Genomic DNA, 24,832 nt, shown 5'->3' on the forward strand with positions numbered 1-24,832 from the left:
CTTAAACAAGCGTTTGATTAATTCTCCATTTTTCTTTCTTAACCTTTGAACTACAGGAGTTTCTTCCTACCGAACATACAGCTTAAACAAACGTTTGATTAATTCTCCATTTTTCTTTCTTAACCATTGAGTTACATCAGTTTCTTCCTACCGAACATACAGCTTAAACAAACGTTTGATTAAAAAAATAAGAAGCCTCGTTTACAGGCTCCCTCATCATCTATTCAAATAATCTGCGATGGTTTGAAATACGACGATATACATATTATGAATACTTTCTTCTGTATTTCCACCATTAGATAAACCAATTGCCCATTGTTGCCCTTCACCACTTCCGATATTTGCAAAGCCTTGCGTATACATAGCATTTACATCTTTTCGTGCACTGTTATACTCTATTCCTTTTGTAATAAAAATTGAATATGATTTATCTTGTAAACCGATAAAAAACACTGGTTTCTTTAGCGATGAAAATACATTTTTATACTGCTCTGTTGAGGCTTCTTGAAAGTGATCTTTCATTATTAGAAAACCATCCACTTCCTTAGATTTCTTTTCCAGTTCCTCTAACTTCATTTCTTCAAACTTTACATTCCTAAACGTATCTTTCGGCTTTTCTCCAACAACTCCAATTACGAGTGCTCTTCCGTTATATTCTAATTTCTCTCCTGCTTTATCCTTTGCACACCCAGCACCTACTAGGCATATCAATATAAAAAATAAGAAATACGATAAACGCTTCATTTAGCACCCTCTCCTTCTTTTTAGTCAAGTGACAAAAACGTAAGGTTAATTCAAGAAAATGTAAGTAAAATCGATAGCCCAATTCACGTTTCTATATTATAATCAATTGAATTTACTTACATTACTAAACATAGGAGATCAACATGAAGAAATTTAAACTTTCATCTTTTCTTCCGTTAAGTTATATACTTCTACTCGTGCTCGTAAGTCCCCTTTACGACGTATTAAATAAATCGACTGTTCACGCAGTAGACGTTACAACTGTAGTAGATGATTGGATTCCATTTGTAAAAGCATTTATTATTCCTTATTTACTTTGGTTTCCATACTTATACGGCGCACTTATTTATTACTGCTTTGCTGACCGAAAGCAATATTATGTCACTTTAAGTAGTGTTATTTTTGGAAAGCTTGCTTGTTTTTCTATTTATTATTTTTGGCAAACAACTGTACCGCGTCCGACTGTCGTTGGAACAGATGTATTTTCTGAACTAGTTCGCTATATTTATAGTATCGACCAGCCAGTAAACTGTTTCCCTAGCATTCACGTTCTTACTACATTTGTAATTATGTTAGCTGCCTTTAAGCGTAGAGAACAGCATGCTTTTGAATATTACATCCTTACTTTCTTCGGTACACTTATTATTTTATCAACGCTATTTACGAAGCAGCATGCCTTTGTAGATGCCATTTCTGGAATGACGCTTGCAAGTATACTTTACTTCGGCGTTCAGCTCTTATTGGCCAAAGAACCAATAAGAGTTCCAGTAAAACAAAATCATAGAATGTAGCATGACAAAAAAGCAGACTGTGGCTTCTCAGTCTGCTTTTATATATTATTAAGGAGATTTTCAACTTAAGATTGCGGTACAGTCATATCACCAGAGTGAATACGACCTGCTTTTTTAAGAGCAATGTAAAGTATATAAGAAACAGCTACTGGAATGACGATATAAGTAATTACCATCGCCGGGAGAACTTCCCATCCTTGGCTGGAAATTAAATTAATTGGTGCGATAAGAGAACTTAATCCAAGACCTGCAATTTCCTTTCCTGCTTCCAGTTGGAAAATTAATGCGGATACTGGACCGACTATAGCACTGGCAACGACAGTTGGGACGAGAATCATTGGATTTTTAGTGATATTTGGTAACTGTACTTTCGGAGTACAAAGTGCTTGAGCTAATATGCCACCTAAATTATTTTCTTTCGCTGAGATGACAGAGAATCCGATAAACTGAGCGACGCATCCGGCAAGAGCAGCACCACCTGCAACACCGTCTAAGCTAAGTGCAATTGCTAACGCAGCTGATGAAGCTGGAGAGATAAGTAATAGCCCCCAAACTACTGCAATGACGATAGAAGCAATAAACGGACTACCAGCTGAGCTATCTTTAATAAACGCTCCAACTGCATTTAAAACAGGAGTAATATTATGAGATAACCAAATACCAACTAAACCAGAACCTAATATTGCTGCAAATGGAACGAGCATCATATCTAACGCAGTTTTTCCGCTTAAACGTTTACCAATATATACAGCTAAAGTTGCTGTTAATAATGCACCGATTGGCTCACCTGTTTTAATAATTAGACCGGCTTCAGTAATTGAAATGGATCCGGCACCAATTGCTCCGGCTACCATCGCCGAGAAGATTACAAGACCGTTTGCACCGAGCATAAAAGCAATCCCGGCACCAATCGCCGGTGCCATAAGGGATTTTGCAACAACTCCGATTGTAATAAGTAATGGTATATCAACAATTCTTCCTATATTTTCGATCAGTAAACCAATTCCGAGGGATACGAAAATACCTTGTGCGATTCCAGCAGATGCTTTAAATACACGAGACATTATATATTCCTTCATTCGTTTCACCTTCTTCTATAAGTTAGTAACCAATTGTTTTCATATAATCACGTAAAATATCGTTTGATTTTGCGAATCGAGATTCTTCATCCTCTGTTAAATTGAGTTCTACAACTTCTCTTATACCGTCTCTAGTAATAATAGCGGGTACTCCTGTACAAATATCATATTCACCGTACTCACCATCTAAAATGGCTGATACAGCAATGACACGGTGATCATCATTAAAGATGGAACTCGCAATATATGCTAGAGAATTTCCAATTCCGTAATAAGTAGTTCCTTTACGTTTATAAATTTCCCAACCAGCTTTTGCAGTCTTCTCAACAATTTCATCTAAATCTATTTTACCAAATCGTTCTTTTTGTTCTTCTAAAATTTGCAGAATTGGCTTTCCACCAACAGTTACGTGAGACCAAGCAACCATTTGAGAATCACCATGTTCTCCTAATGAATACCCATGAATACTACGAGGGTCTACATGTAACATTTCAGATAAAATTGTTCTTAAGCGAGAAGAATCTAATGATGTACCTGTACCGATTACGCGATTTCTAGGTAATCCAGATAATTTCCACACTTCATATGTAATAATATCAACTGGGTTCGATGCAAGTAAGAAAATACCATCAAATCCACTTTCCATTACGCCGCCAACAACACTTTCCATAATCTTCGCACTCGCTCCTAAAGTATCTAAGCGACTTTGTCCAGGTTTTGGTGCTGGCCCTGCTGTAATAATAACAATGTCCATATCTTTGCAGTCTTCATAGCTTCCTGCATATACTTTTGTTCTTGTATTTGTAAAGTTAATGCAATGTGATAAATCCATTGCTTCCCCAACTGCACGTTCATGATTTATATCAATTAATAATAGCTCTTCACAAATCCCTTGATTTACAATGGAATACGCACAACTTGATCCAACTAATCCAGTACCGATAATTGCAATTTTTCTTGTATGTCTTTTCATAGCAATCTCTCCTAATTGATCATATAATCTATTTCTTTTGCTCTTTACACTCCTAATTATAAAGGTTCTCACGATAGAAACCATGGATACTTTGTGAAATATTGAGCAAATCGTTTGTCCTTTTTGTGAATTGTTATATTCCATTTTCGTCATATTTGTTACAGCTGGAAAAATATTTATTATGTATTTATTGACATATACAAAAAGAAAACGAGCGAATCCATTTTCGCTCGTTTTTTCATCCTATTATTCTGCACTTAACTGACTTTTCAATTGCTGCACAATCATCGGATTCGCAGGTGCTGCCGGTTTGTAATAACTTTTTTGCTTTGCGTACTCATACATATTACGTTGGCGCATCTCATCTTGATTACGAATTTGAATTAACGTTTGATGTAACTGCTCATTATCAGACTGAGCAATATAATTTGCATAGCTTGTTAAACTTGCATTTAATCCTGCTAAATAATCATTTACCATATCTTTTTCATTCATGTTCCGCTTCCTCCTATCCTAGGAAAGTCATTAATTGCTGTTTCGTATTTCGTGCATCTTGCGCATCCTTTTGTAACATTTGTTTCAATTGTGGATCTGTACACGTTTCTGCATACTGCTCCAACTTGTTAATAATTGTTGCGTGTCCACCAATTAAATGACGTAAGTTTTCTACTTCAAGCTCTGTTAAATTTTGCATGGAATACTCCTACCTTTCTTCTTTCATTCTCCTTTAGTATTCTGTTCTTTTTAAATCGTATTCATGAAAAAGCTTTCTAAATAATCATTTAACTAAAAAGAGCCTCTAAACAATTAGAGGCTCTTTCTACTTAAATTCCTTTTCGCTTCTTCAATCGCCCGTTGCATTTGCATTACCGGATTTTCAATCATTTTTCCATGTCCTGTCGCCAATATAGTCGGCTTATATTTCAGCAATTTTTTGGCACTTGTTAACGCAACTTCTGCATTCCAAGTCCCAAACATAGGAAACGGAAACATCCATTTCAACTGTCCTGCTACCGCTATTCCTCCTCGCGTCTGAAATGCATCTCCAACAATGAGCGCATCATTTCTCATGTCTAAAAACGCCATTGATCCTGGCGTATGACCTGGAGCCCTAATCGCTACAAGAGAACCAACTTTATCTCCCTCTTGAAGAAGAATATCTGGAATCGTATTTATCTGTTTTGACACTCCCACTTTTATTGGTGTATTTCGTTCTCCCTCTTGCAGTACCTTATCTCCTTCAAGTAAACATGCATCTCTTTTTGAAATATAGACCGGAACATCCGGCAGCACTTGTTTTATACCATCAAGCGCTCCTACATGGTCATCATGCGCATGTGTAATAACGATATTCGTAATCGGTTTTCCAATTTTCCGAGCTGATTCTAAAATCTTCTTTACACAAAACGGTAAAGCCGCATCAATTAAAGTTAATCCTGTTTCTTCTTCAACGAAGTAACAGTTAATTGGAAATAGACGCGGTAAAAATGCAATTTGATGCACTGTTTCTACGCTTATTACCTTCATCTTCTTTACCTCCATAAAAAAGAGCTGTTTACACATACATATGTAAAACAGCTTTATTCAAGAATTCAGCAATAAAAAACCAGTAGCCAATCGGCTACTGGTTCTCTTTCATCTATTAAACTGTATAACGCTCATCTTCTAAAATTTTCGCAGCGATTTCACGTTTCTTCGGAATTACGTTAAGTGGTGTGTGACGAGTTAATTTACGTAATGATGATAACATCATGCGCAGCATGTCGCCATTTTCAACTGCGATAAGTGTTTCTTTCGCATCTGCTTCGATTTCGTTGAATGCTTCTTGGCAGAATACTTCAGTGTATAACACTTTTTGTTTATTCTTTTCAAGACCAGTTGTTTTGATCGCTTTTTCTGTACGAAGAACAGCTGATTCCATTGCGTATAGATTGCTTACGATGTCAGCGATATTTACAAGAATTTCTTGCTCTTTATCTAATGCTTTACCGTATTTTTGAGCCGCTAATCCAGCTACCATTAAGCCGATTTTCTTCGCATTAGTTACTAAATACTTTTGAAGTGCTAATGGCTCATCGCCTACTTCTTCTGGCATCATCATCATTAACTCTTCTTGTAATTTTTGTGCTTTTTGAAGAAGTGGTAATTCACCTTTCATCGCTTTACGTAAGAACGTACCTGGTACGATTAGGCGGTTAATTTCGTTCGTTCCTTCGAAAATACGGTTAATACGAGAATCGCGGTACATTCTTTCAATCTCGTACTCTGCCATAAATCCATAACCACCGTGAATTTGAACACCTTCATCTACTGTATAGTCTAATACTTCAGAACCGAATACTTTGTTTAAAGAGCACTCGATTGCATATTCAGCGATAGAAGCTGCTACTGCTTTACCGTCTTTTACTTCTTCTTCAGATAATGTGCTCATGCGGCTTTCGAATAAACCTACTGTACGATATACAGAGCTTTCAGCTGCATATGTTTTTGCTGCCATATTCGCAAGTTTCTCTTGAATTAATGGGAAGCGAGCGATTGGTTGTTTGAACTGTTGACGTTGGTTTGCATATTGTGCTGAAATTTCTACTGCACGTTTCGCAGATCCAACTGTACCAACACCTAATTTATAACGACCGATATTTAAAATGTTGAATGCGATAATATGACCTTTACCGATTTCGCCAAGTAAGTTTTCTTTCGGTACTAACGCATCTTCTAAAATTAACGTACGAGTTGAAGAACATTTAATACCCATTTTCTTTTCTTCTGGGCTTGTAGATACGCCAGCGTAGTCTTTCTCTACGATAAATGCTGAGAAGTGCTCGCCATCAATTTTTGCATATACAACGAATACGTCAGCGAATGCAGAGTTTGTAATCCATTGTTTTTCACCGTTTAATACATAATGTGTACCTTCTGCATTTAAACGTGCAGTTGTTTTTGCGCCTAATGCATCAGATCCTGAACCTGGCTCTGTTAATGCGTATGCAGCTAATTTTTCACCAGTTGCAAGCAATGGTAAATATTTTTTCTTTTGCTCTTCGTTACCGAATAATACGATTGGTAAAGAGCCGATACCTACGTGAGCACCGTGAGTAATTGCAAAGCCACCAGCGCGAGAGAACTTCTCTGCGATTAACGCTGAGCTTACTTTATCAAGACCAATTCCGCCGTACTCTTCTGGTACGTCAGCGCCTAATAAACCAAGTTCTCCAGCTTCTTTTAAAAGACGAACTGAGCGATCAAACTCATGTTGCTCTAAATATTCAAGCTCTGGAAGAACTTCATTTACGATAAAGTCCTCTGTCGTTTTAGCAATCATTTTATGCTCAGATGAAAAATCTTCTGGCGTAAACACTTGATCAATCGTAATCTCATCTACTAAAAAGCTACCGCCTTTAACCGCATTTCCTACTGTTTTTTCCATGAAAATTTCCTCCTTCATATTTTCATGAGCCGCTTCTCTCTTTTTGAAAGAAGCTAGCTCTCCCTTTTTTTATAAACCTTTGTTGCTTCCATTTTTTTTATAATCCAGTTCCAGTGGCTAAAACAGTCGGTGGCTTCGCTTCTTCCTACGAGGCAAAGAGCGCCTCTACGTCTGAAGCTCCATCCCCCTCACATTCTGAACAAGCCGCTTCCACTTTTTTTCATAATCCAGTTCCAGTGGCTAAAACAGTCGGTCGTTTCACCCCTTCCTGTGAGGCAAAAAGCGCCTCTTCGTCAAGGCTTCCAACGCCCTCCTGTTCTAAACGAGCCACCTGCACTTTTTAAAGTAATTCAAATACTCCCGCTGCTCCCATTCCGCCGCCGATACACATTGTTACGATACCGAATTGTTCGTTGCGGCGTTTCATTTCGTGAATAAGAGATAGTGTTAGTTTTGCTCCTGTACAGCCAAGTGGATGTCCAAGTGCGATTGCACCACCGTTTACGTTTACTTTTTCTTCATCTAAACCAAGTTCACGAATAACTTGGATCGATTGAGAAGCAAATGCTTCATTTAGTTCGAATAAGCCAATATCAGATAACTCTAAGCCAGCTAGTTTTAACGCTTTTGGAATTGCAGCGATTGGGCCGATTCCCATTACTTCTGGTGGTACGCCAGCTACTGCAAATGAACGGAATTTCGCAAGTGGCTTCATGCCATCGCTCACTGCTTTTTCGCGATCCATTAATAATACAGATGCTGCACCATCACTCATTTGTGAAGAGTTACCAGCTGTTACAGAACCGCGAACGTTAAATGCTGGACGTAATTTCCCTAAAATGTCTAGTGTCGTCTCTGCTCTTACACCTTCGTCTTGTGCGAAAGTGATTGTTTCTTCTTGAAGTTTATTGTTTGATCCAACCGAGCGTAACGTCACATCTACAGGTACTGTTTCATCAGCAAAGTTTCCTGCAGCTAATGCTTTCGCAGCACGTTGATGACTTCTTACTGCAAATGCATCTTGCTCTTCACGAGAAATTCCATATTTCACAGCAACTTGCTCTGCTGTATGTCCCATACCCATATAATATTCTGGAGCCGCTTCTACAAGGCGACTATTCGGACGAACAACGTGTCCCATCATTGGAACTAAACTCATTGATTCTGCTCCGCCTGATAATACAGCTTCAGAGTGACCAAGCATAATACGCTCAGCTCCGTAAGCGATACTTTGTAAACCTGAAGAACAGTAACGGTTAATCGTAATAGCTGGAACATCGTAAGAAAGTCCTGCTAATCCGCCGATATTACGAGCCATATTTAAACCTTGCTCTGCTTCTGGCATCGCACAACCGAAAATTAAATCATCGATTGGTCCTTCATAATTCGCACGCTTTAACGTTTCCTTTACTACTAACGCCCCTAGATCGTCAGGACGAACTGTTTTTAATGAACCCCTCTTTGCTTTTCCAATTGGTGTTCTTGCTCCCGCAACAATGACAGCTTCTCTCATGAACGATATCTCCCCTCGTTATTAGTTACGTAATGGCTTTCCTTTTACAAGCATGTGCTGCATTCTTGCTTGTGATTTCATCTCACTTACTAAGCTAATAAATGCTTCACGTTCTACATCTAATAAATATTGCTCATCAACCTCTGTTCCGTACGGCACTTTTCCGCCCGCAATGACATATGCAAGTTTCTTAGCAATGTGAAGATCGTACTCTGAAATGTAACCAGATAAATGCATTGCTTCCGCACCAAGTGCAAGAGTTGCATATCCTGTTTCCCCAACAACTGGTATCTTTTTACGGATCGGCGCTTTATAACCAGCTTCATATAAAGCAAGTGCTTTCTGTTTCGCATCGTATAGTAAGTGATCACCATTCACACTAATACCATCTTTATCACCTAAGAAGTTATGAGAAACTGCTTCTTGTCCTGAAGTTGAAACTTTCGCCATTGCGACTGTTTCGAACACTTTATTTGCAACTTTTTGCAGATCAAACTCTACACCGTTTGCCATTTTGTTTAAGTGTTTAATGTATAGCTCTTTATTACCGCCTCCGCCAGGGATTAAGCCAACACCAACTTCTACTAAGCCCATATACGTTTCACTAGAAGCTTGAATGCTCGCTGCTGGTAAGCAAACTTCTGTACCTCCGCCAAGCGTCATACCATATGGTGCTGCTACAACCGGCTTAGAAGCGTACTTAATTTTCGTCATTGCATCTTGGAAGTTTTTCACAACCCACTCAATTTCAAAGTAGTTGTCGTCTTGTGCTTCCATTAAGATCATTGCTAGGTTCGCACCAACGCAGAAGTTCTTCGATTGGTTACCGATAACAAGACCTTTATAATTCTTTTCTACTTCATCAACAGCGTAGTTAATCATTTGCGTAATATCCATACCGATTGCATTGCTCTTCGAATGGAACTCTAAGCAAAGGATGCCGTCGCCTAAATCAATTAAGCTCGCTCCGCTATTTTTCTTTAAGACACCATTTTTTGCTTTTAATTGCTTAAGAGAAATTGCTTTTTTATTACGCTCGATTAGCTTATATTCGCCATTATCGTAATAGTAGCTATCGCCGTTATCATGTTTATAGAAAGTAGTGAAACCTTTCTCTAACATTTCTTTCACCCAAGTAGGAACAACTACGCCGTTTTCTTCCATCTTTTGAACAGATTTTTCAACGCCGATTGCATCCCACACTTCAAATGGCCCTTGCTCCCAGCCGAAGCCCCACTTCATCGCTTGGTCAATTGCAACGATATCGTCAGCAATTTCTTTATGAAGTTTTGCAGAGTATAAAAGAGTTGGTGTAATGATGTTCCATAATAACTCTCCTGCACGGTCTTTCGCGTATACAAGCGCTTTCAATTTATTCGCTAATCCTTTTTCTTGTTTACTTAACTCTACGGATGCAGCTTTTAATTTTTTACGCGCTTCGTATTCCATCGTTTCAGGATTTAATTCTAAAATTTCTTTTCCTTGTTTTAAGAAGAAGCCTTGCCCCGTTTTACTTCCAAGCCATTTTTTCTCAAGCATGTCATGCATGAAAGCTGGTACTTTAAATACATCACGCTCTTCTTCTTGCACATTTTCATATACGTTATTTGCAACGTGTACGAATGTATCTAAACCGACAACATCTAATGTGCGGAACGTTGCGCTCTTCGGACGACCAATAAGTGGGCCTGTTACAGAATCAACTTCCCCAATGCTATAGCCGCGTTTTACCATCTCTTGAAGAGTAACAAGTAAACCATACGTACCGATGCGGTTTCCAATAAAGTTTGGTGTATCTTTTGCGATAACAACGCCTTTTCCAAGAACGTCTTCGCCAAATAGTTTCATGAAGCTTAATACTTGTGGATCTGTTTCTTTCGTCGGTATTACCTCTAGAAGTTTTAAATATCGTGGTGGGTTAAAAAAGTGTGTGCCTAAGAAGTGTTTCTGGAAGTCGTCTGAACGACCTTCTGCCATTTTTTCAACTGAAATGCCTGACGTATTCGAGCTTACAATTGAGCCCGGTTTACGAACAGCGTCTACTTTTTCAAATAATTTCTTTTTAATATCTAAGTTTTCAACTACTACTTCAATAATCCAATCTACATCAGCTAGACGCTCAAGATCATCTTCTAAGTTACCTGCTTCAATCAGTGCTAGATTTCCTTTCACTGTCAGAGGAGCTGGTTTTTGCTTTAATAGTTTTTGCACAGCCGTATTACTAAAACGATTTCTCACACTTTTATGTTCTAATGTAAGTCCCTTCGCTTCTTCTTCTTTCGTAAGCGCAGGTGGTACAATATCAAGCAATAATGTCGGAATACCAATATTAGCTAAGTGTGCCGCAATTCCCGAACCCATTACGCCTGAACCTAGAACAGCAGCCTTTTTAATTTGGAACATCCAATTCTCCCCCTATTCTTGAATGAATGCTCATTCAATTTTTCGACATAAGTCGCAATCAATGAGTGAGCCTCTACTAATAAATATATGATACTGTTTAAATTTTCGCAATATATTTATTGATAAAATTTTCTGAAATAAATATTTTTCTTTCATTTGGCCATGCTATATATGTATTTTCTTCACTAAAATACACTTTCCCTTTTTATAATCTGACGAAACTGGAGGAATATATATGGCAAAACTTAAGAAGAACCCTTCAAAGGCTGGAATTAGTGCAGCTAGTGTAACTGGAAACGCAGGTCCGCATAACCACGGCGTGGAAAAAGGACGTCAAGGTAATAACCAACAATATAAAAAGCATAATATGGGCGAAAAATAACGCTATATTTTTGGGCAGAGAACGTGGCATAATGATTAATGGCTGCTTTTTCTGCCCAATTTATTTGTAACAAATGAGGGAATTATAATGAAACGAACAATAGTTATGATTGTAATGATTGCCACACTATTTACAGGGATGATTTTCTTCTCTTATGCACAAAGACAACAAGCTGTAAGAGCTGATCAACCCAACATTACTGGGCAATATGGGGTTACAATCGATGCAAACACAGGTGAAATTTTGTATGGGAAACGCGAAGACGAACGCTCTTATCCGGCTAGTATAGCCAAAATGATGACAACCCTTCTTTTACTAGAGAATGTAAAAGAAGATGAAGAAATTACGGTTACAGAAAACGCAATTAAAACAGAAAGTCAAAGCAAGAAAATTAAACTTCGTGCTGGAGAAAAATTAAAGCGTGATGAGGCATTAAAACTTATGCTCATCATTAGTGCAGATCCAATAGCTGAATCAATTGCAGAACATATTGCAGGATCAAAAAATGAATTTGTGAAAATGATGAATGCTAGAGCGAAGGAACTTGGTACAAAGCATGCGACTTTCAAAAACGCAAGTGGTGCTGATGCAATTGGGAATAAAGTATCACCATATGACATTGCTATTATTACGAAAGAAGCATTAAAGTATCCAGTTGTTTTAGAATATATGAATTCAACGCGTACAACTCTACATACTTCAGAACGCTCTCCAAACATCGCAAACTACGGACGAGAAGAACTATATGACGATCCATATGCGATTGGAAGTAAAAGCGGTCTATCAGCACTTGGCAAATATACAGTCGTAACAGTGGATGAAAAAGACGGTAAACGTGTCATTAATGTTGTATTATCCTCTACCCGCAAGCAACTGTATCCTGATACGAAGAAAATGGCACATTATGCATTTCAGCAATTAAAATAACCAAGGAGTATTTTCTCCTTGGTTATTTTTTAACCATACCTTTTAATACGAACGCAACGTTTGCTGGACGCTCTGCTAGACGACGCATGAAATATCCATACCAGTCGTTTCCATAAGGTACGTAAACACGCATTTTGTAGCCTTCTTTTACTAGCTCAAGTTGACGCTCATTACGAATACCATATAACATTTGGAATTCAAATTGATCCCTTGGAATGTTGTGTTCTTCAGCAAGTTTTTTTGTATATTCAATAATCGCTTCGTCATGTGAAGCAATTGCAGTATAATTTCCATTTAATAAGTGCATTTTAATAATTTTTTTATAATTGTCATCTACATCTTTCTTGTCTGGGAATGCCACTTCTTCAGGTTCTTTATAAGCACCTTTTACAAGACGTAAATTAGGATTATAAGCATTTAAATCTTCAATATCTTTTTCTGTACGATATAGGTAAGCTTGAATAACAGTACCAATATTATCGTATTCAGATTTTAATTGTTTAAAGATATCAATTGTTTTACCACAGCGTGTATAGTCTTCCATATCAATGGTAACGAACACACCATTTTCTTTCGCCGCTTCTAAAATACGGCGCATATTGTTCATTACGATTTCATCAGAGATATCTAATCCCATAGAAGTCATCTTTAAAGAAAGCTGCGAATCAAGACCTTCTCTTCCAATTGCACGGATTGCTTCAATCGATTGGTTAGCCATTTCATTTGCTTCCGCTTCATTATCAACGAATTCCCCTAAATAATCGATTGTTACACAAAGTCCTTGCTTGTTCAATTGTTTAATAGCTGCTGTCGCTAATTCAATTGTCTCCCCTGCGACAAAGCGACCTGCACCAAAGCGTAAACCGTACTTTTTAGCCAGTTTTGTTAGCGCTTTATTTTTTGACAAGAAAAGAAACGAATTTCGCATTAATTGTTCCATGTAATTCACCCCTATGACTGTAATTTATCTGTTTTTTACCCCTCTTCAAAATTATATCATTGTTTAAAATTATTGGATACAAATAATTATTTAGATAATTTATAAAATACTATAAAAACATTTAAAAACCTATATTTCTGCTTATAAATATACCTGAAATATTTTTCGACATTTAGAAAAATGGAGTTTAATAGGCATAAAATAGGCATGTCGAAAATATTCGACATGCCTATAAAACCCTTAATATTCCATGTAAATTATATAAGGATATTAATACAGAAAACTTACGATTATATTTCCCTCAAGTTTTTTTATTGCTCATTTCGCTTCTCTTCATTCAGCCTTTTAATATCCGTAATTAACTGCACCATCTCTTCTTTCGCATCGGGATACGTCTCATTCCAATGCTTCACTAAAGCTGGCATCGTCTTCGCTATGTAAGAATAAAGTGCCCACTTCTGTACCTGTTCTTTTCTCTCTTCATTGCTCTCTCCAAGTAACAGTTCCGTGTATTTCTCTAACAACCCGTCAAATTGTTCGTTAAACTTTTCACTCATCTTATTTACCTCCTATATGAAAAAAGCAGCGAAAATCGCTGCTTTTCTTTATAATTTTGATCGAACAGAGTTTAATTTTTTCTCCATTGTGCTTACTTTATCACGACGATCATCAATACGAATTGTTGTTGCAACGCGCTGCGCACCTTTCGTATATGGAACTTCATGCATTTGTTGAATTACTTCTAGAATGACAGGAAGATCTCCTTCAATAATTGTATTCATCGGTGTTAATTGATACTTCACGCGATCCGCATTTTTCTCTAGCACCTTTTGTACTTCTGCTACATATTCACTAACACTTGGATTACCTGTTCCTACTGGAATAATCGATACATCAACAATTGCCATAGTAGTCTTCCTCCTATAATCGTTTCTTATATATCCATTGTCTATTTTACCGAAATCCTCATCATTTTACTAATATGTTACTCTTCCACTTTAAACTGCTCGACTAATCTTTCTAAATCTCTCATATGTTCTGTCAAACTTTCCATCGTGTGAGCTACCTTTTCTAAATGATTCACCTGTGATTCCGTTGCAGCATGTACCTCTTCAGAAACAGCTGCACTTTCTTGACTCGTACCAGCAATTGTATGCATTACCGCTGTAATTTCCCCTTGCTCGTAACCTATGTTATGTACCTCTTCTACAATTTTTTCAACTGAAGTACTAATCGTATTTACGACTGACATAATTGTGCGGAACTCCATTTCCGCCTCTGTCGTCACTTTATTTTGCACATCTGCAATGTCTTTCAATTTACTTACAACTTCTACAACCCTTTTTACTTCTAATTGTACATCACCAATCATCGTTGTGATTTCTCCGGTTGCCTCTTTTGATTGTTCCGCTAATTTCCGAACCTCTTCAGCAACAACCGCAAATCCCTTACCTTGCTCACCTGCACGGGCAGCTTCAATCGATGCATTTAAAGCAAGTAAATTTGTTTGATCCGAAATGCCTTTTATAAGCTCAACAACATTTTGAATCGATCCAACTCTTTGTTCTAACTTATCCGATGCTTCTTCTGTATGAACAACAATCGAAGATGATTGTCCCCTCGTACGGATTAAATTCCTCATTGTATTTAATCCTTGCTTAGATGCCTCTTCCGCTTTGCCAGCCACTCCTTTTATTTCACCAACGGAGCTATTCATTTGTTCCACTGACTCCGCCATATTCTCGAGCTGAGCTGAAACTTCATCCACACCATTCGCAAGAGTAGAGGCTCCTCCACTCACATCATCCATTGCTCCTGAAACTTCTCTACTAGCCGCTACTGTTTCATTCGTTAAGTAATGTAAACTATTCGTTGATTGTTGCACCGTTGATACGCTGTTTTTAATTTTACTTACCATTTCATTCATTTGTTCAACCATATCATTAAAGTGCTTAGTCAACTCTCCAACTTCATCTTTACTTGTCACTTTCATTCGCAGCGTTAAATCGCCTTCTGCTACTTTTTGTACGTGATTCTTTAATAGTTGCAGTGGTCTTGCTAATCTTCTTGAGAACAAGTAGGAAGCTACGATTCCAACTAATAAACTAATACATGCCATTATAATAACTGTATTTCTCGTACTATTTAATAGCCCATCGATCGTTTCTTTCGGATAAAAGATTCCTATCGTCCATTTCATCGTATCAAATGATTGACTGTAAACAACTACATCTTCACCTTTTATTGTACTGACCGCATATTTTGTTACCTCTTTATTTAAGCTCTTTATAAGTGGCTCTTTAGAAACATCTTTTCCTATCTTTTCTGGATAAACAAGAGCCATATTTTTATCATTTATAATAAACATTTCTCCGTCATTATTGTATTGAATATTGTGAAGCAACTTCTGAATCGTCCCAAGCGATACATCCATCGCAACAACGCCTAATACAGATCCATCTTGAGCTGTAATTGCTTTAGAAACACCTACACTTAACTTTCCTGTTGCAATTTCATAAGAAGGTTGTCCCCAATGGACCTTTTTTACATCAGCCTCTGAATCTTTATACCATGGTCTTGTCGTTGGATCGTATCCTTCTGGCACTTGCCCACCTTCAGCAAGATTGGCACTTAATGTTTTTTTATCTTTCGTACCAATATATAAATCTAAAATACCAGGATGATTCTTTTTATACTCCGCAAACTCTTTCGTTAAAAACGCTTCCTCTTCTGGAGTAACCCCACCTTGAAGTATATTACGAATCATCTCACTGTTCGCGTAATACCCCATATCTTCATCCGTTCTTTGAACAAATGTCGTAAGTTGCTCTGTTACAAGATCCATCGCATTTTGAGAATACTCGTCTAAGGAACGCACTTCCTTTTCTTTCTGTAATTGATACACAGCTGTACCCAATATTACGAACATCATAGAAATAAGAACTGAAAACACTACCGCAATTTTTAAACGTAAACTTCTTAACATCTTCCCCCCAGCATCCCCTTCGCATTAAATTAAAATCTTATTAATCATTATATTAAGTATAATAGATAAAATTAAAAAATTGAAATTAATTCTCACCTTAATACAATTAGAAAACGGACTACCACTTGTGCAAAAACAAATAGTTCATTATCCTTAAAATATAATCTCATTCGTTCGGAGGGAACTATGTTACAAAAATTCGGTTTCTCACAATATGAAAGCCAAGCTTATGAAGTTGTCGTATCAAGCAATGAACCATTAGATGCTACAACGATTGTGAAGCATTCAGGTGTTCCAAAAGCAAAAATATATGAAGTGCTAGCACGCCTAATCGATAAAGGAATGGTAATGGATTCTGTTTCAGAAAAGAAAAAACTGTATACAGCATTACCACTAAAGCTAGCAATTGAAAAATTAACGACAGAATTCCAATCAAATATTAAAGAACTGGAAACAAATATATCAAAAAAATCATTTACAGATGACCGTGTGTGGAGCTTAAAAATGCAATCTTCTATTCGAGTTCAAAGTAAGGAACTCATTGAAAGTGCAAAAGAATCAATCCGTATTTCAGCTTGGAATGATACTCTTTTAGAATATCTCCCTTTACTAGAACAAAAAGCAAAACAAGGTGTTCAAATTGAATCCCTTATTGTTGGAGAAGTAGAAACAGACTTAGAAAACATGCATTTTCTAATCCCAGCTGAAGAACCTAATGCATTAGAGCGCTATTTGCTACTCATCGTTGACGATCGTGAAATTTTATTTGCTGGCGTAGAACAAGAGTCATGGCAAGCGATGAAAACAATGTCACAACCTTTCGTGAAGTTCTTTACAGAATTTTTCTATCACGACGTTGCACTTGCAAAGATCACCCAGAAGCACCATGACCTCTTTATGGAAGATGAGGAAATTAAGAGTTTGTTGATGAAATTAAGATACTAATTAAATAATAAAAAGGAGTCTAGTTTTTCACTTAGACTCCTTTTCGTTTTGTTCCTTTATCTCCATCAACAGCTCAATGATTTTCTCATTTTGCTCTACCTGTTTCTCTGAATTTTTATAGATGAAACGAACCCATCTAAAAACAATGATAACCACAAATAACGGCAATACTGTGAATATAAAACCAATAATTGAATAATCCATATACTATCACCTCGCTATATACCCTTTTCTCCATTTCCCTACTAAAACCTGCAATTTTTTACAAATAAAAAAAGAACCTATCAAACGATAGATTCTTCTTTCACGAACTGAGTAGAGCGTCCTCTCATAATCGAGAAAATCGCGCAAAGCAGAGCTAATATAATAAAGCCACCGCCTACCCAAGCATTATATATAACAGATGATTTTTCGATAACAACTCCGCCTACTGTTGAACCAAGTGCAATTCCTAAATGAAGGGCAGAGTTATTTAAACTTTGCTGAATACCAGCTGATTCTGGTGCAATTTCAATTAAATAGTTTTGTTGCGCTGGTGAAATCGCCCAGCTCAGCATACTCCAAAGTCCCATCATAATGATGAAGAGCGGGAATGAGAATGTCATTAATGGCAGTATGAAGATTGCACACGCAAATACGATAATGATGGAAATAATACTTTTCTTCGATCCCCATTTATCAGCAAGCCAGCCACCAAAGCCGCCACCAATTACTGCTGCGATTCCGAAAATAAAGTAAAACACACTAATCCAGTTTGCTTCAACATGCATGACATCTTTTAAAAACGGTGTTAAATATGCATACAATGTTAAATGCCCTGTTAAAAACAAAAATGATGTTAACTGTGCACTTACAATTTTTTTATCTTTTAAAGTAGCAAGTTGTTCTTTTATTGATAATACCGATGTCGGTGGTACTTTCGTTAAGAATAATGAAATACAAGCAATTGCCATAACTGTTAATACCGAAATTAATACAAATGGTGCACGCCATCCGTATGCATTTCCGAGTACAAGACCAAGCGGTACTCCAAGTACAAGTGATCCACTAATTCCCATAAAAATGATTCCAATTGCACGCGCACGAAAATGCGGTTCTACTACACTAGAAGCAAGTGTTACCGATAGTGCAATAATTAATGAACCACTGGCCGCACAAATAACCCTTGAGAACATCAGCATTCCGTAATTCACACTAAATGCCGAAATAATATTTCCGATTAAGAAAATCGATAATGCTCCAACATACAATGTTTTTCTTTCAAACTTCCCTGTCAAAGCTAATAAAACTGGACCTGACAAAGCAAATACTACCGAAAATATTGTTATAAGCTGACCAGCTGCACTAATAGATACTCCTAAATCATTGGCAACTAAATCGAGCGTTCCTCCTATAATTAGCTCAACCGTTCCGACTACAAAAGCCGCGATAGCTAAAATATAAACACGAAAATTCAAGTCTTTCCCCACGCTTTCTATTTTGGTTACTACCATCATAGTAACCAAAATAGAAAGTGGAAGCAAGTACAATTTTTTTACAGTAAAAAAGGTAGGCGTATAATACGCCTACCTTTTTATCATTCTGTTTCTTTCTTCTTATTCAAGTACCAATACACCGGCAGTCCCGTAAATACAATTCCAATCGATAAGAAACAACTTACTGGATCGTTAATAATCGCACTACCAATTACAAATAACGAACCTAAAATCGCTACGATTGGTACGATTGGGAATAACGGTACACTATATGCACGCTCTTTATTCTTATTACGTTTTCTTAAAATAAAGACACCAATAAACGTCATTACATAGAAAATATAAATAATGAATACGGAAATCTCAGATAGCTTATTTGGATCACTAATAATCATTAAAATAATTCCTAAAATGATTTCAACAGTAATCGCATTTGCTGGTGTTTTAAATCTCGGACTTTCCTTTGCAATAAACTTAGAAAATGGAAGTTGTCCACGCTCTGCCATAGACATTGGGATACGTGGGAACGTTAAAATCTTTCCATTTAAACAGCCGAAAATAGAAACGATAATACCGATACTAATAATTTTTCCGCCATATTCTCCAAGTAACATGCCTGCAGCTGTCGCTGTTGCATTTTCTCCAAGGTCTACAATTTTCGCTGCTGGTAATACATTTAATAACGCCAAGTTAATTAATACGTAAGCAGCCGTTACGATTAAAATCCCTACTGTCATTGCTTTCGGTAATAACTTTGTTGGATTCTTCATTTCTCCACCAATCGAAGCAAGTAAAATCCAGCCGTCATAAGCAAATAACGTTGCTAAAATTGCCATACCGATACTTTGATTTTCCGATATCGGCACAACTACGTTAAAAATATCGCTATTCCCTTTCCAGAAACCTAGCACAACAATTAACACAATCGGAATCATCTTCCCAATTGTCGTGATTGTTTGAACGATACCTCCGTATTTTGTTCCCATACTATTTACAACGCCAAGGAACACAACCGTTCCAATTGCGATTGGTAAATTCCACACTTTATCTAAATAGAAAAAATTAATCATTAAAGAACTAAAGTATAAACCTAATGTTCCGATAATAGCAGGTCCATAAACAATTGTTTGCATCCAACCTGATAAATATCCCCAAAAACTTCCGTAAATCTCCTCTAAATACGTATACAACCCACCATTTTTCGGGATTTGCGCTCCAATTTCAGCAACTGTTAAACCACTTGCTAGCGTCAACAGGCCACCAATTACCCAAGCAAGAATGGCCATATTAGAACTCCCCGAGTAATCTAATACGCTCCCTGGTTTCATAAACACACCAGATCCAATAATCGTTCCTACTACGATAGAAAGTGCTACTGTTAAACCAATTTTGTTCTTCTCATCATGATGCATGCTGCGTATCCTCCTTCCAATCCTAGTGTGATGCAAAAATGAAATAAAAAAACACTCCTCCCTAAAAAAGGGACGAGTGTTGTATTCGTGGTTCCACCCTTGTTTCAATTCGTAAAGTAATACACTTCACCAATTTCTCAAGTCTAAATAACGGTTTTTGCCGGCAAGCAATTACTAGATGCTCGTTCACTGCTGCAGTTCAGAGGTGGTAATCTATTTTTCCGTATTAGGAAGCTCACAGCCAAAGGCTTCCCTCTCTGAGAATCGTAAAAAATTGATCGTGTCCTCATCATCACTTCTTGATGTCGAATTTTGTAGTTATTGTTCATTATATTGAATTGTTAGAAAAAATCAATATATTTTTTATATAACATAGGAAATATTTATCTTCTTATATTATAACAGAAGCTGTAATATTTCTCCAATTCCCTAAAAATGGTATAATTCATATAGGAGGTGCACCAATAATGATTGCTGTTTTTTGTATCATTGCTACGTTTCTCTCTGTTCTATTCGCTATCATGCATCGGCACAAGTATCCTGGTTATAGCATTTTAGCGGTAGCTATTATACCAGCTGTTTCCTTCTACGTATTGGGTAAATATCAATATACGGAAGTGTTTATCGGTTTTGCAATCTTCTACTGCGTCTTCGGATACATACTAACTATGAAAAGAATTTTATTGAATCATTAAAAGAGACCGATTTCTATAAGTAGAAATCGGTCCTCGCACGTGCCTTCCGGTTGCCCCACGAAAGATACATAAATCAATTATTTATCTTCTTTTTTCATAAAAAACTTGTGATGCGGAAGATCCACATTTAATTCCTCTAATTGTTTCTTTTCATTGTCTAAAATCGCTTTTGCCTTTGTTTTTGTTGCCTCATCTAATCCTGCAAAGATGTCTTCATGCTTCTCTTTCTCTGGAAGTTTCACACCTAATTTTGTTAATTCTTCTTTTGCTTGCTCATGCGTTAATTTTCCAGATTTCTTTTGCTCTAAAATTGACTTTGCTTTTGCTTTTGCCTGTTCATCTAAGTTAGCAAACATGTCTCCATGTTTACCTTTCTCCGGCATTTTCACGCCTAGCTTTGTTAATTCCTCTTTTGCTTGCTCATGCGTTAATTTTCCAGATTTCTTTTGCTCTAAAATCGACTTCGCTTTCTCTTTCGCCTGTTCATCTAAGTTAGCAAACATGTCTCCACGCTTACCTTTCTCCGGCATTTTTACGCCTAGCTTTGTCAATTCCTCTTTTGCTTGTTCACGTGTTAATTTTCCAGATTTCTCTTGCTCTAAAATCGATTTCGCTTTTTCTTTTGTTTGTTCATCTAATCCCGCAAACATTTCTTTACGTTTTTCTTTTTCTGGAAGCTTTACACCTAGTTCCTGTAACTGTTTCTTTGTATCGTCCATAATCGTTTTTACTTTTTGTTTTGTAGCGTCATCTAAATCTTTTTTCGCTGTTTTTGTCGCTTGCTCAGCTTTTGGAGTATTTGTTGCCGCGAATGCCGGAACACCGACTCCTCCAATGATTCCGAATGATAAAGCACCTGCAATCGCTAAATAACCAACTGTTTTCTTCTTCATAGGAAATTTCCTCCTTCATATTTCTAAAGCATGTACACTTTCGTATACAACGCCAATAGTAATATTGGTTTCTTAAAATTTCCTTAACGATTGAAATAAAAAACACCGCTCGTAATGAGCGGTGTTTCTCTATGCTTTTTGTAATTGTAACTCTTCACGTTCCATTATTTTTCTTAATACAATTGTTTGTGTCATTGTAAATAAGTTACCTGTTATCCAGTACAACACAAGTCCTGATGGCGCCGCAAACCCCATAAATAGAATCATTGCTGGCATCATAATTTGCTGCATCTTTAGCATCTGCACTTGTTCTCCAGGTGTAATATTCGATTGGAAAACTTTCATCTGAATAAATGTCGTTAACGCTGCAATAATCGGTAATATATGATATGGATCTGCATGTCCTAGGTTCACCCATAAAAACGAAGATGTGCGAATCTCTTCCGTTCTGCTAATCGCATAATACAAAGCAGAGAAAATCGGCATTTGTATAAAAATTGGCCAGCAACCAGCAAGTGGATTCCAACCGCCTGATTTCATTAGTTCTGACATTTCTTTTTGATACTGCTTTTGTTTTTCAAGGTCTTTGCTTACATCACCGTATTTTTTCTTTAGCTTCTGCAATTCAGGTTGCATTTTCTTCATTTTCGCTTGGCTGCGATATTGCGAAACAGCTAATGGAATCATGGCTGAACGAATAACGAGCGTCATAATAATGATAGCAACCCCGAAGCTAGCTCCCGGTATATGATGAGCAACAAATTGAATCATATACGAGATTGGATATACGAAATAATGGTTCCATATCCCCGTACTATGTGAATCAATTGTGCCTGCATTACTGCAGCCAGATAAAACAAAAACAAGTACTACTGATAAACTAATGAGCGCAGCTCGGTATGATTTTAACATGTTCATTCCTCCAATGTTTCGTAATTATTTAGCGAAACATTGGTGTATACGGACCAACCTCATCATTCTCTTCACTTGATTCTTGCCTGCGTACGGAACGAATCATTCCATATTTATAAAAAATTGAAAATAGCGGTACATTTCCCGCACTATCTTCACATGTATCAACTAACGCAAAAGCTCTTTGTCTACCGCTTGATGCTTGTTGACGCACAAAGCGAGAAACATTAGCAAGGAAGAAAACTTCTAATAAACAAAGTGCTGTCGTTACAAACGATATATATAGAATTGCATCCTGCAATAAAAATTCCATCGCTTCACATCCTTAATAAGGTCATTTTAGCACATCGGGCAAATATTCTCTATTTCCTTTTATTTTCAAAAAAAGTATTTTGCATATTTTCTCAAGAAAACAATAATTAAGAAACGTTGTATTCGCTTTCTTTAGCATATTCACACACATCAATGAATAGGCTTGATTTATTAGAAATTTATAAAATTTTTGCATTATAATAAAACTATTGCCAGTTTTTGAAAAAACCTTTATTCTCTTCTTGTAATCAAAAATGAATATGGAGATGAAACATACTATGGGTCAACTAGGAGACGCCGATTACGTTCCCGACACCGCCTTTTTATCCTTCCCAGCAGCTAAAACATTTCACTTAGAATTTATGATACAGTTGGTTGTTATTTTTATAGCTTCTATTTTGTATGCAATTTCTATGAATATGTTTTTTATCCCGCATAATATGATTAGCGGTGGATTCGCTGGTGTAGGGATGATTATCGGTTATTTAATGCACTACAATATCGGTGCACTTATCTTTTTACTAAACATTCCTCTTCTTATTTTAAGTCACTTTTACTTAGGAAAGAAGACAACCTTTTTAACAGCGTACTTTGTAGCTGTGTCATCGTTAGCGATGAACATTATCCCGGTACACCAAGTTTCAGACGATATTTTACTTTCTTCTGTATTCGGTGGTGTTATCTGCGGAGCAGCTTCAGGAATTATATTCCGATTTGCTTCTTCAACAGGTGGTTTTGATGTTGTTGGATTGATTGTAGCGAAATATCGAGATGTTTCAATTGGAGCAATCATATTTGTATTCAACTTAATCTTACTTGTAGCAGCAGGTTTTATTTTCGGATGGGATATTACACTTTATACGTTAATTAGTCGATTTGTAGTCAGCAAAGTTATCGACGCTGTGCATACGAAACATATTAAATTAACGATAATGACTATTACAGAAAAAGGCGAGGAAATAAAAAGCGCACTACTACATCACGGCATACGCGGGGTGACAATGGTAGACGCTGTCGGCGGCTATACAAACCATAAGAAAAAAATGATTTACACTGTCGTGACTCGCTATGAGTTAGGCGAAATGAAACGTATTATCCGTCAAGTGGATAACAAAGCATTTATGAACATTACTGAAACAGTTGAAATTGTCGGCCGTTTCAAACGCATATAAAACAGGTTAATAAATTAAAGGGCATAACATATTAGTCATATATAATATGTTATGCCCTTTGTTATTCAACTAACGTACCTTTTAGCATAATAAAATCACTAAGTTTATTACTACAAATCGGAGGATAGCATTCCATATACAATACTATCTGTCCATTCCTCTTTATTCCAAAAATCTTGTATGAAATGGGCTTCCTTTCTCATGCCTATTCGTTCACACAATTTTTGTGAAGCTGTATTACGTGCATCAAGATTAGCCTGTATACGATGTACATTACATTCATTAAATAATTTCAATACCAAACTACTTACTGCTTCTGTTGCCAAACCTCTCCCAGCTACTTCCTTTGCAAAACTATAACCAATCTCAACAGTGTCTTTCATATTTGTGTACCATACGGATAAATCACCAACTACTTTAGTTTTGTATATAACTGCCAAACTTAATATTGTTTCTTTAGTAAGTACATTATTTGATAGCTTCTTATTAAATCTTTCCTGCATATCTTCATGAGTCCACTTATTATGTAATAGGAACTTACATGTATCATCACTATTATAAATAGCAAATACATCCTGTAAATCAGTACTCTTAAAAGGTCTAATTATTAATCTTTCTGTTGTGAACTCCAAGTTAGCTCTCCTCCCTTACATTCATACTATAAAACATTTTTTATAGTATTTAAGCCTCATTCTTAGATCTCACCTTGATTACATATTTCATCATAATAAATTAAAATCCTTCTTCCACTAAACTGCACCGTTAATGGTATTTCCTTACGCTTTTTATTTTTTACACTTATTACAAAATCAGATAATTCTATTATTATGTCCCTAAATGTGTTATAATGA

26 protein-coding genes, 1 pseudogene and 1 other annotated feature are annotated in these 24,832 nt (G+C 36.7%); of the genes and pseudogenes, 6 read left to right on the plus strand and 21 right to left on the minus strand.

Annotated features, from left to right (window positions below; genetic code table 11):
- Positions 1 to 216: 216 nt before the first annotated feature.
- Positions 217 to 744 carry a hypothetical protein gene (locus ABWK52_RS10625; RefSeq protein ID WP_000826869.1) on the minus strand — a complete coding sequence of 176 codons (528 nt, stop codon included), beginning with the start codon at positions 742 to 744 and terminating at the stop codon, positions 217 to 219.
- Between the two features lie 143 nt (positions 745 to 887).
- On the opposite strand from ABWK52_RS10625, the gene ABWK52_RS10630 reads away from it, so the two are divergent.
- Positions 888 to 1,535 (plus strand): phosphatase PAP2 family protein, encoded by a 648-nt coding sequence (locus ABWK52_RS10630; RefSeq protein ID WP_000713771.1) that lies wholly within the window; start codon positions 888 to 890, stop codon positions 1,533 to 1,535.
- 65 nt (positions 1,536 to 1,600) lie between these two features.
- Here ABWK52_RS10630 and ABWK52_RS10635 read toward each other — a convergent pair whose 3' ends face one another.
- The 8 genes from ABWK52_RS10635 to ABWK52_RS10670 form a co-directional block, all read right to left on the minus strand.
- Positions 1,601 to 2,614 (minus strand): PTS transporter subunit IIC, encoded by a 1,014-nt coding sequence (locus tag ABWK52_RS10635; protein ID WP_000666172.1) that lies wholly within the window; start codon positions 2,612 to 2,614, stop codon positions 1,601 to 1,603.
- Positions 2,615 to 2,636: 22 nt separating this feature from the next.
- On the minus strand, positions 2,637 to 3,587 hold the full coding sequence (locus tag ABWK52_RS10640) for an L-lactate dehydrogenase (RefSeq protein WP_000820651.1): 951 nt from the start codon (positions 3,585 to 3,587) through the stop codon (positions 2,637 to 2,639).
- Between the two features lie 246 nt (positions 3,588 to 3,833).
- A complete protein-coding gene (locus ABWK52_RS10645) occupies positions 3,834 to 4,082 on the minus strand; it encodes a spore coat protein (protein ID WP_001002987.1) in 249 nt (82 codons plus the stop codon).
- A 13-nt stretch (positions 4,083 to 4,095) separates the two neighbouring features.
- Positions 4,096 to 4,281 (minus strand): hypothetical protein, encoded by a 186-nt coding sequence (locus ABWK52_RS10650; protein WP_001180551.1) that lies wholly within the window; start codon positions 4,279 to 4,281, stop codon positions 4,096 to 4,098.
- A gap of 113 nt (positions 4,282 to 4,394) precedes the next feature.
- Positions 4,395 to 5,114 carry an MBL fold metallo-hydrolase gene (locus tag ABWK52_RS10655; RefSeq protein ID WP_098508564.1) on the minus strand — a complete coding sequence of 240 codons (720 nt, stop codon included), beginning with the start codon at positions 5,112 to 5,114 and terminating at the stop codon, positions 4,395 to 4,397.
- A 115-nt stretch (positions 5,115 to 5,229) separates the two neighbouring features.
- The gene (locus tag ABWK52_RS10660) at positions 5,230 to 7,014 is read right to left on the minus strand and encodes an acyl-CoA dehydrogenase family protein (protein ID WP_000416291.1); all 1,785 of its coding nucleotides are present in this window, start codon (positions 7,012 to 7,014) and stop codon (positions 5,230 to 5,232) included.
- A gap of 340 nt (positions 7,015 to 7,354) precedes the next feature.
- A complete protein-coding gene (locus ABWK52_RS10665; RefSeq protein ID WP_001206324.1) occupies positions 7,355 to 8,527 on the minus strand; it encodes an acetyl-CoA C-acetyltransferase in 1,173 nt (390 codons plus the stop codon).
- Between the two features lie 21 nt (positions 8,528 to 8,548).
- Entirely contained in the window at positions 8,549 to 10,930 is a 2,382-nt protein-coding gene (locus tag ABWK52_RS10670) for a 3-hydroxyacyl-CoA dehydrogenase/enoyl-CoA hydratase family protein (RefSeq protein ID WP_098542055.1), read from the minus strand.
- A gap of 235 nt (positions 10,931 to 11,165) precedes the next feature.
- Here ABWK52_RS10670 and ABWK52_RS10675 point away from each other — a divergent pair, with 235 nt between their 5' ends.
- Both ABWK52_RS10675 and ABWK52_RS10680 read left to right on the plus strand, forming a co-directional pair.
- Positions 11,166 to 11,312, plus strand: coding sequence for a YuzL family protein (locus tag ABWK52_RS10675; RefSeq protein ID WP_001096344.1), 147 nt, complete (start codon positions 11,166 to 11,168; stop codon positions 11,310 to 11,312).
- Between the two features lie 87 nt (positions 11,313 to 11,399).
- Complete coding sequence (locus ABWK52_RS10680; RefSeq protein ID WP_000831466.1) at positions 11,400 to 12,239, plus strand: D-alanyl-D-alanine carboxypeptidase family protein; 840 nt, start codon at positions 11,400 to 11,402, stop codon at positions 12,237 to 12,239.
- A 22-nt stretch (positions 12,240 to 12,261) separates the two neighbouring features.
- On the opposite strand, the gene ABWK52_RS10685 is transcribed toward ABWK52_RS10680, so the two are convergent.
- The 5 genes and pseudogenes from ABWK52_RS10685 to ABWK52_RS29750 form a co-directional block, all read right to left on the minus strand.
- Positions 12,262 to 13,179 (minus strand): proline dehydrogenase family protein, encoded by a 918-nt coding sequence (locus ABWK52_RS10685; protein ID WP_000436772.1) that lies wholly within the window; start codon positions 13,177 to 13,179, stop codon positions 12,262 to 12,264.
- 311 nt (positions 13,180 to 13,490) lie between these two features.
- Complete coding sequence (locus ABWK52_RS10690; protein ID WP_001290594.1) at positions 13,491 to 13,736, minus strand: YusU family protein; 246 nt, start codon at positions 13,734 to 13,736, stop codon at positions 13,491 to 13,493.
- A 48-nt stretch (positions 13,737 to 13,784) separates the two neighbouring features.
- A complete protein-coding gene (locus ABWK52_RS10695) occupies positions 13,785 to 14,087 on the minus strand; it encodes an MTH1187 family thiamine-binding protein (protein WP_001018860.1) in 303 nt (100 codons plus the stop codon).
- Positions 14,088 to 14,164: 77 nt separating this feature from the next.
- On the minus strand, positions 14,165 to 15,118 hold the full coding sequence (locus tag ABWK52_RS29745; RefSeq protein WP_416717473.1) for a methyl-accepting chemotaxis protein: 954 nt from the start codon (positions 15,116 to 15,118) through the stop codon (positions 14,165 to 14,167).
- A pseudogene (locus ABWK52_RS29750) lies at positions 15,113 to 16,165 on the minus strand (cache domain-containing protein); the annotation flags it as partial. The gene ABWK52_RS29745 and the pseudogene ABWK52_RS29750, both read right to left, overlap by 6 nt.
- 186 nt (positions 16,166 to 16,351) lie before the next feature.
- Here ABWK52_RS29750 and ABWK52_RS10705 point away from each other — a divergent pair.
- Positions 16,352 to 17,110 (plus strand): TrmB family transcriptional regulator, encoded by a 759-nt coding sequence (locus ABWK52_RS10705; protein ID WP_000939479.1) that lies wholly within the window; start codon positions 16,352 to 16,354, stop codon positions 17,108 to 17,110.
- 27 nt (positions 17,111 to 17,137) lie between these two features.
- Here the strand turns inward: ABWK52_RS10705 and ABWK52_RS10710 are convergent, their stop codons facing one another.
- The 3 genes from ABWK52_RS10710 to ABWK52_RS10720 form a co-directional block, all read right to left on the minus strand.
- Complete coding sequence (locus ABWK52_RS10710) at positions 17,138 to 17,314, minus strand: hypothetical protein (protein WP_000386585.1); 177 nt, start codon at positions 17,312 to 17,314, stop codon at positions 17,138 to 17,140.
- An 80-nt stretch (positions 17,315 to 17,394) separates the two neighbouring features.
- A complete protein-coding gene (locus ABWK52_RS10715; protein ID WP_141495097.1) occupies positions 17,395 to 18,579 on the minus strand; it encodes an MFS transporter in 1,185 nt (394 codons plus the stop codon).
- A gap of 107 nt (positions 18,580 to 18,686) precedes the next feature.
- Entirely contained in the window at positions 18,687 to 19,997 is a 1,311-nt protein-coding gene (locus tag ABWK52_RS10720; RefSeq protein ID WP_000546312.1) for an APC family permease, read from the minus strand.
- Between the two features lie 65 nt (positions 19,998 to 20,062).
- Positions 20,063 to 20,299 (minus strand) — a binding site (T-box leader).
- A gap of 165 nt (positions 20,300 to 20,464) precedes the next feature.
- Between ABWK52_RS10720 and ABWK52_RS10725 the strand changes: the two genes are divergently transcribed.
- Complete coding sequence (locus ABWK52_RS10725) at positions 20,465 to 20,692, plus strand: hypothetical protein (protein WP_000562239.1); 228 nt, start codon at positions 20,465 to 20,467, stop codon at positions 20,690 to 20,692.
- Between the two features lie 77 nt (positions 20,693 to 20,769).
- On the opposite strand, the gene ABWK52_RS10730 is transcribed toward ABWK52_RS10725, so the two are convergent.
- The 3 genes from ABWK52_RS10730 to ABWK52_RS10740 form a co-directional block, all read right to left on the minus strand.
- Positions 20,770 to 21,585: a hypothetical protein gene (locus tag ABWK52_RS10730; RefSeq protein ID WP_098508569.1), complete on the minus strand. Its 816-nt coding sequence runs from the start codon at positions 21,583 to 21,585 to the stop codon at positions 20,770 to 20,772.
- 129 nt (positions 21,586 to 21,714) lie between these two features.
- Entirely contained in the window at positions 21,715 to 22,497 is a 783-nt protein-coding gene (locus ABWK52_RS10735) for a membrane protein insertase YidC (protein ID WP_000920519.1), read from the minus strand.
- Positions 22,498 to 22,525: 28 nt separating this feature from the next.
- On the minus strand, positions 22,526 to 22,810 hold the full coding sequence (locus ABWK52_RS10740; RefSeq protein WP_000394930.1) for a hypothetical protein: 285 nt from the start codon (positions 22,808 to 22,810) through the stop codon (positions 22,526 to 22,528).
- Positions 22,811 to 23,087: 277 nt separating this feature from the next.
- Between ABWK52_RS10740 and ABWK52_RS10745 the strand changes: the two genes are divergently transcribed.
- Positions 23,088 to 23,981, plus strand: coding sequence for a YitT family protein (locus ABWK52_RS10745; RefSeq protein WP_000530044.1), 894 nt, complete (start codon positions 23,088 to 23,090; stop codon positions 23,979 to 23,981).
- A gap of 110 nt (positions 23,982 to 24,091) precedes the next feature.
- On the opposite strand, the gene ABWK52_RS10750 is transcribed toward ABWK52_RS10745, so the two are convergent.
- Entirely contained in the window at positions 24,092 to 24,613 is a 522-nt protein-coding gene (locus ABWK52_RS10750; RefSeq protein WP_098542051.1) for a GNAT family N-acetyltransferase, read from the minus strand.
- Positions 24,614 to 24,832 lie beyond the last annotated feature (219 nt).

Source organism: Bacillus sp. AP50 (assembly GCF_040492675.1).
In the GTDB taxonomy this organism is placed as follows: domain Bacteria; phylum Bacillota; class Bacilli; order Bacillales; family Bacillaceae_G; genus Bacillus_A; species Bacillus_A cereus.

Coding starts and splice junctions, on each gene's coding strand:
- ABWK52_RS10625 (WP_000826869.1), bottom strand. CDS start 744: ATGAAGCGTTTATCGTATTTCTTATTTTTTATATTGATATGCCTAGTA.
- ABWK52_RS10630 (WP_000713771.1), top strand. CDS start 888: ATGAAGAAATTTAAACTTTCATCTTTTCTTCCGTTAAGTTATATACTT.
- ABWK52_RS10635 (WP_000666172.1), bottom strand. CDS start 2,614: ATGAAGGAATATATAATGTCTCGTGTATTTAAAGCATCTGCTGGAATC.
- ABWK52_RS10640 (WP_000820651.1), bottom strand. CDS start 3,587: ATGAAAAGACATACAAGAAAAATTGCAATTATCGGTACTGGATTAGTT.
- ABWK52_RS10645 (WP_001002987.1), bottom strand. CDS start 4,082: ATGAATGAAAAAGATATGGTAAATGATTATTTAGCAGGATTAAATGCA.
- ABWK52_RS10650 (WP_001180551.1), bottom strand. CDS start 4,281: ATGCAAAATTTAACAGAGCTTGAAGTAGAAAACTTACGTCATTTAATT.
- ABWK52_RS10655 (WP_098508564.1), bottom strand. CDS start 5,114: ATGAAGGTAATAAGCGTAGAAACAGTGCATCAAATTGCATTTTTACCG.
- ABWK52_RS10660 (WP_000416291.1), bottom strand. CDS start 7,014: ATGGAAAAAACAGTAGGAAATGCGGTTAAAGGCGGTAGCTTTTTAGTA.
- ABWK52_RS10665 (WP_001206324.1), bottom strand. CDS start 8,527: ATGAGAGAAGCTGTCATTGTTGCGGGAGCAAGAACACCAATTGGAAAA.
- ABWK52_RS10670 (WP_098542055.1), bottom strand. CDS start 10,930: ATGTTCCAAATTAAAAAGGCTGCTGTTCTAGGTTCAGGCGTAATGGGT.
- ABWK52_RS10675 (WP_001096344.1), top strand. CDS start 11,166: ATGGCAAAACTTAAGAAGAACCCTTCAAAGGCTGGAATTAGTGCAGCT.
- ABWK52_RS10680 (WP_000831466.1), top strand. CDS start 11,400: ATGAAACGAACAATAGTTATGATTGTAATGATTGCCACACTATTTACA.
- ABWK52_RS10685 (WP_000436772.1), bottom strand. CDS start 13,179: ATGGAACAATTAATGCGAAATTCGTTTCTTTTCTTGTCAAAAAATAAA.
- ABWK52_RS10690 (WP_001290594.1), bottom strand. CDS start 13,736: ATGAGTGAAAAGTTTAACGAACAATTTGACGGGTTGTTAGAGAAATAC.
- ABWK52_RS10695 (WP_001018860.1), bottom strand. CDS start 14,087: ATGGCAATTGTTGATGTATCGATTATTCCAGTAGGAACAGGTAATCCA.
- ABWK52_RS29745 (WP_416717473.1), bottom strand. CDS start 15,118: ATGGTTGAACAAATGAATGAAATGGTAAGTAAAATTAAAAACAGCGTA.
- ABWK52_RS10705 (WP_000939479.1), top strand. CDS start 16,352: ATGTTACAAAAATTCGGTTTCTCACAATATGAAAGCCAAGCTTATGAA.
- ABWK52_RS10710 (WP_000386585.1), bottom strand. CDS start 17,314: ATGGATTATTCAATTATTGGTTTTATATTCACAGTATTGCCGTTATTT.
- ABWK52_RS10720 (WP_000546312.1), bottom strand. CDS start 19,997: ATGCATCATGATGAGAAGAACAAAATTGGTTTAACAGTAGCACTTTCT.
- ABWK52_RS10725 (WP_000562239.1), top strand. CDS start 20,465: ATGATTGCTGTTTTTTGTATCATTGCTACGTTTCTCTCTGTTCTATTC.
- ABWK52_RS10730 (WP_098508569.1), bottom strand. CDS start 21,585: ATGAAGAAGAAAACAGTTGGTTATTTAGCGATTGCAGGTGCTTTATCA.
- ABWK52_RS10735 (WP_000920519.1), bottom strand. CDS start 22,497: ATGTTAAAATCATACCGAGCTGCGCTCATTAGTTTATCAGTAGTACTT.
- ABWK52_RS10740 (WP_000394930.1), bottom strand. CDS start 22,810: ATGGAATTTTTATTGCAGGATGCAATTCTATATATATCGTTTGTAACG.
- ABWK52_RS10745 (WP_000530044.1), top strand. CDS start 23,088: ATGGGTCAACTAGGAGACGCCGATTACGTTCCCGACACCGCCTTTTTA.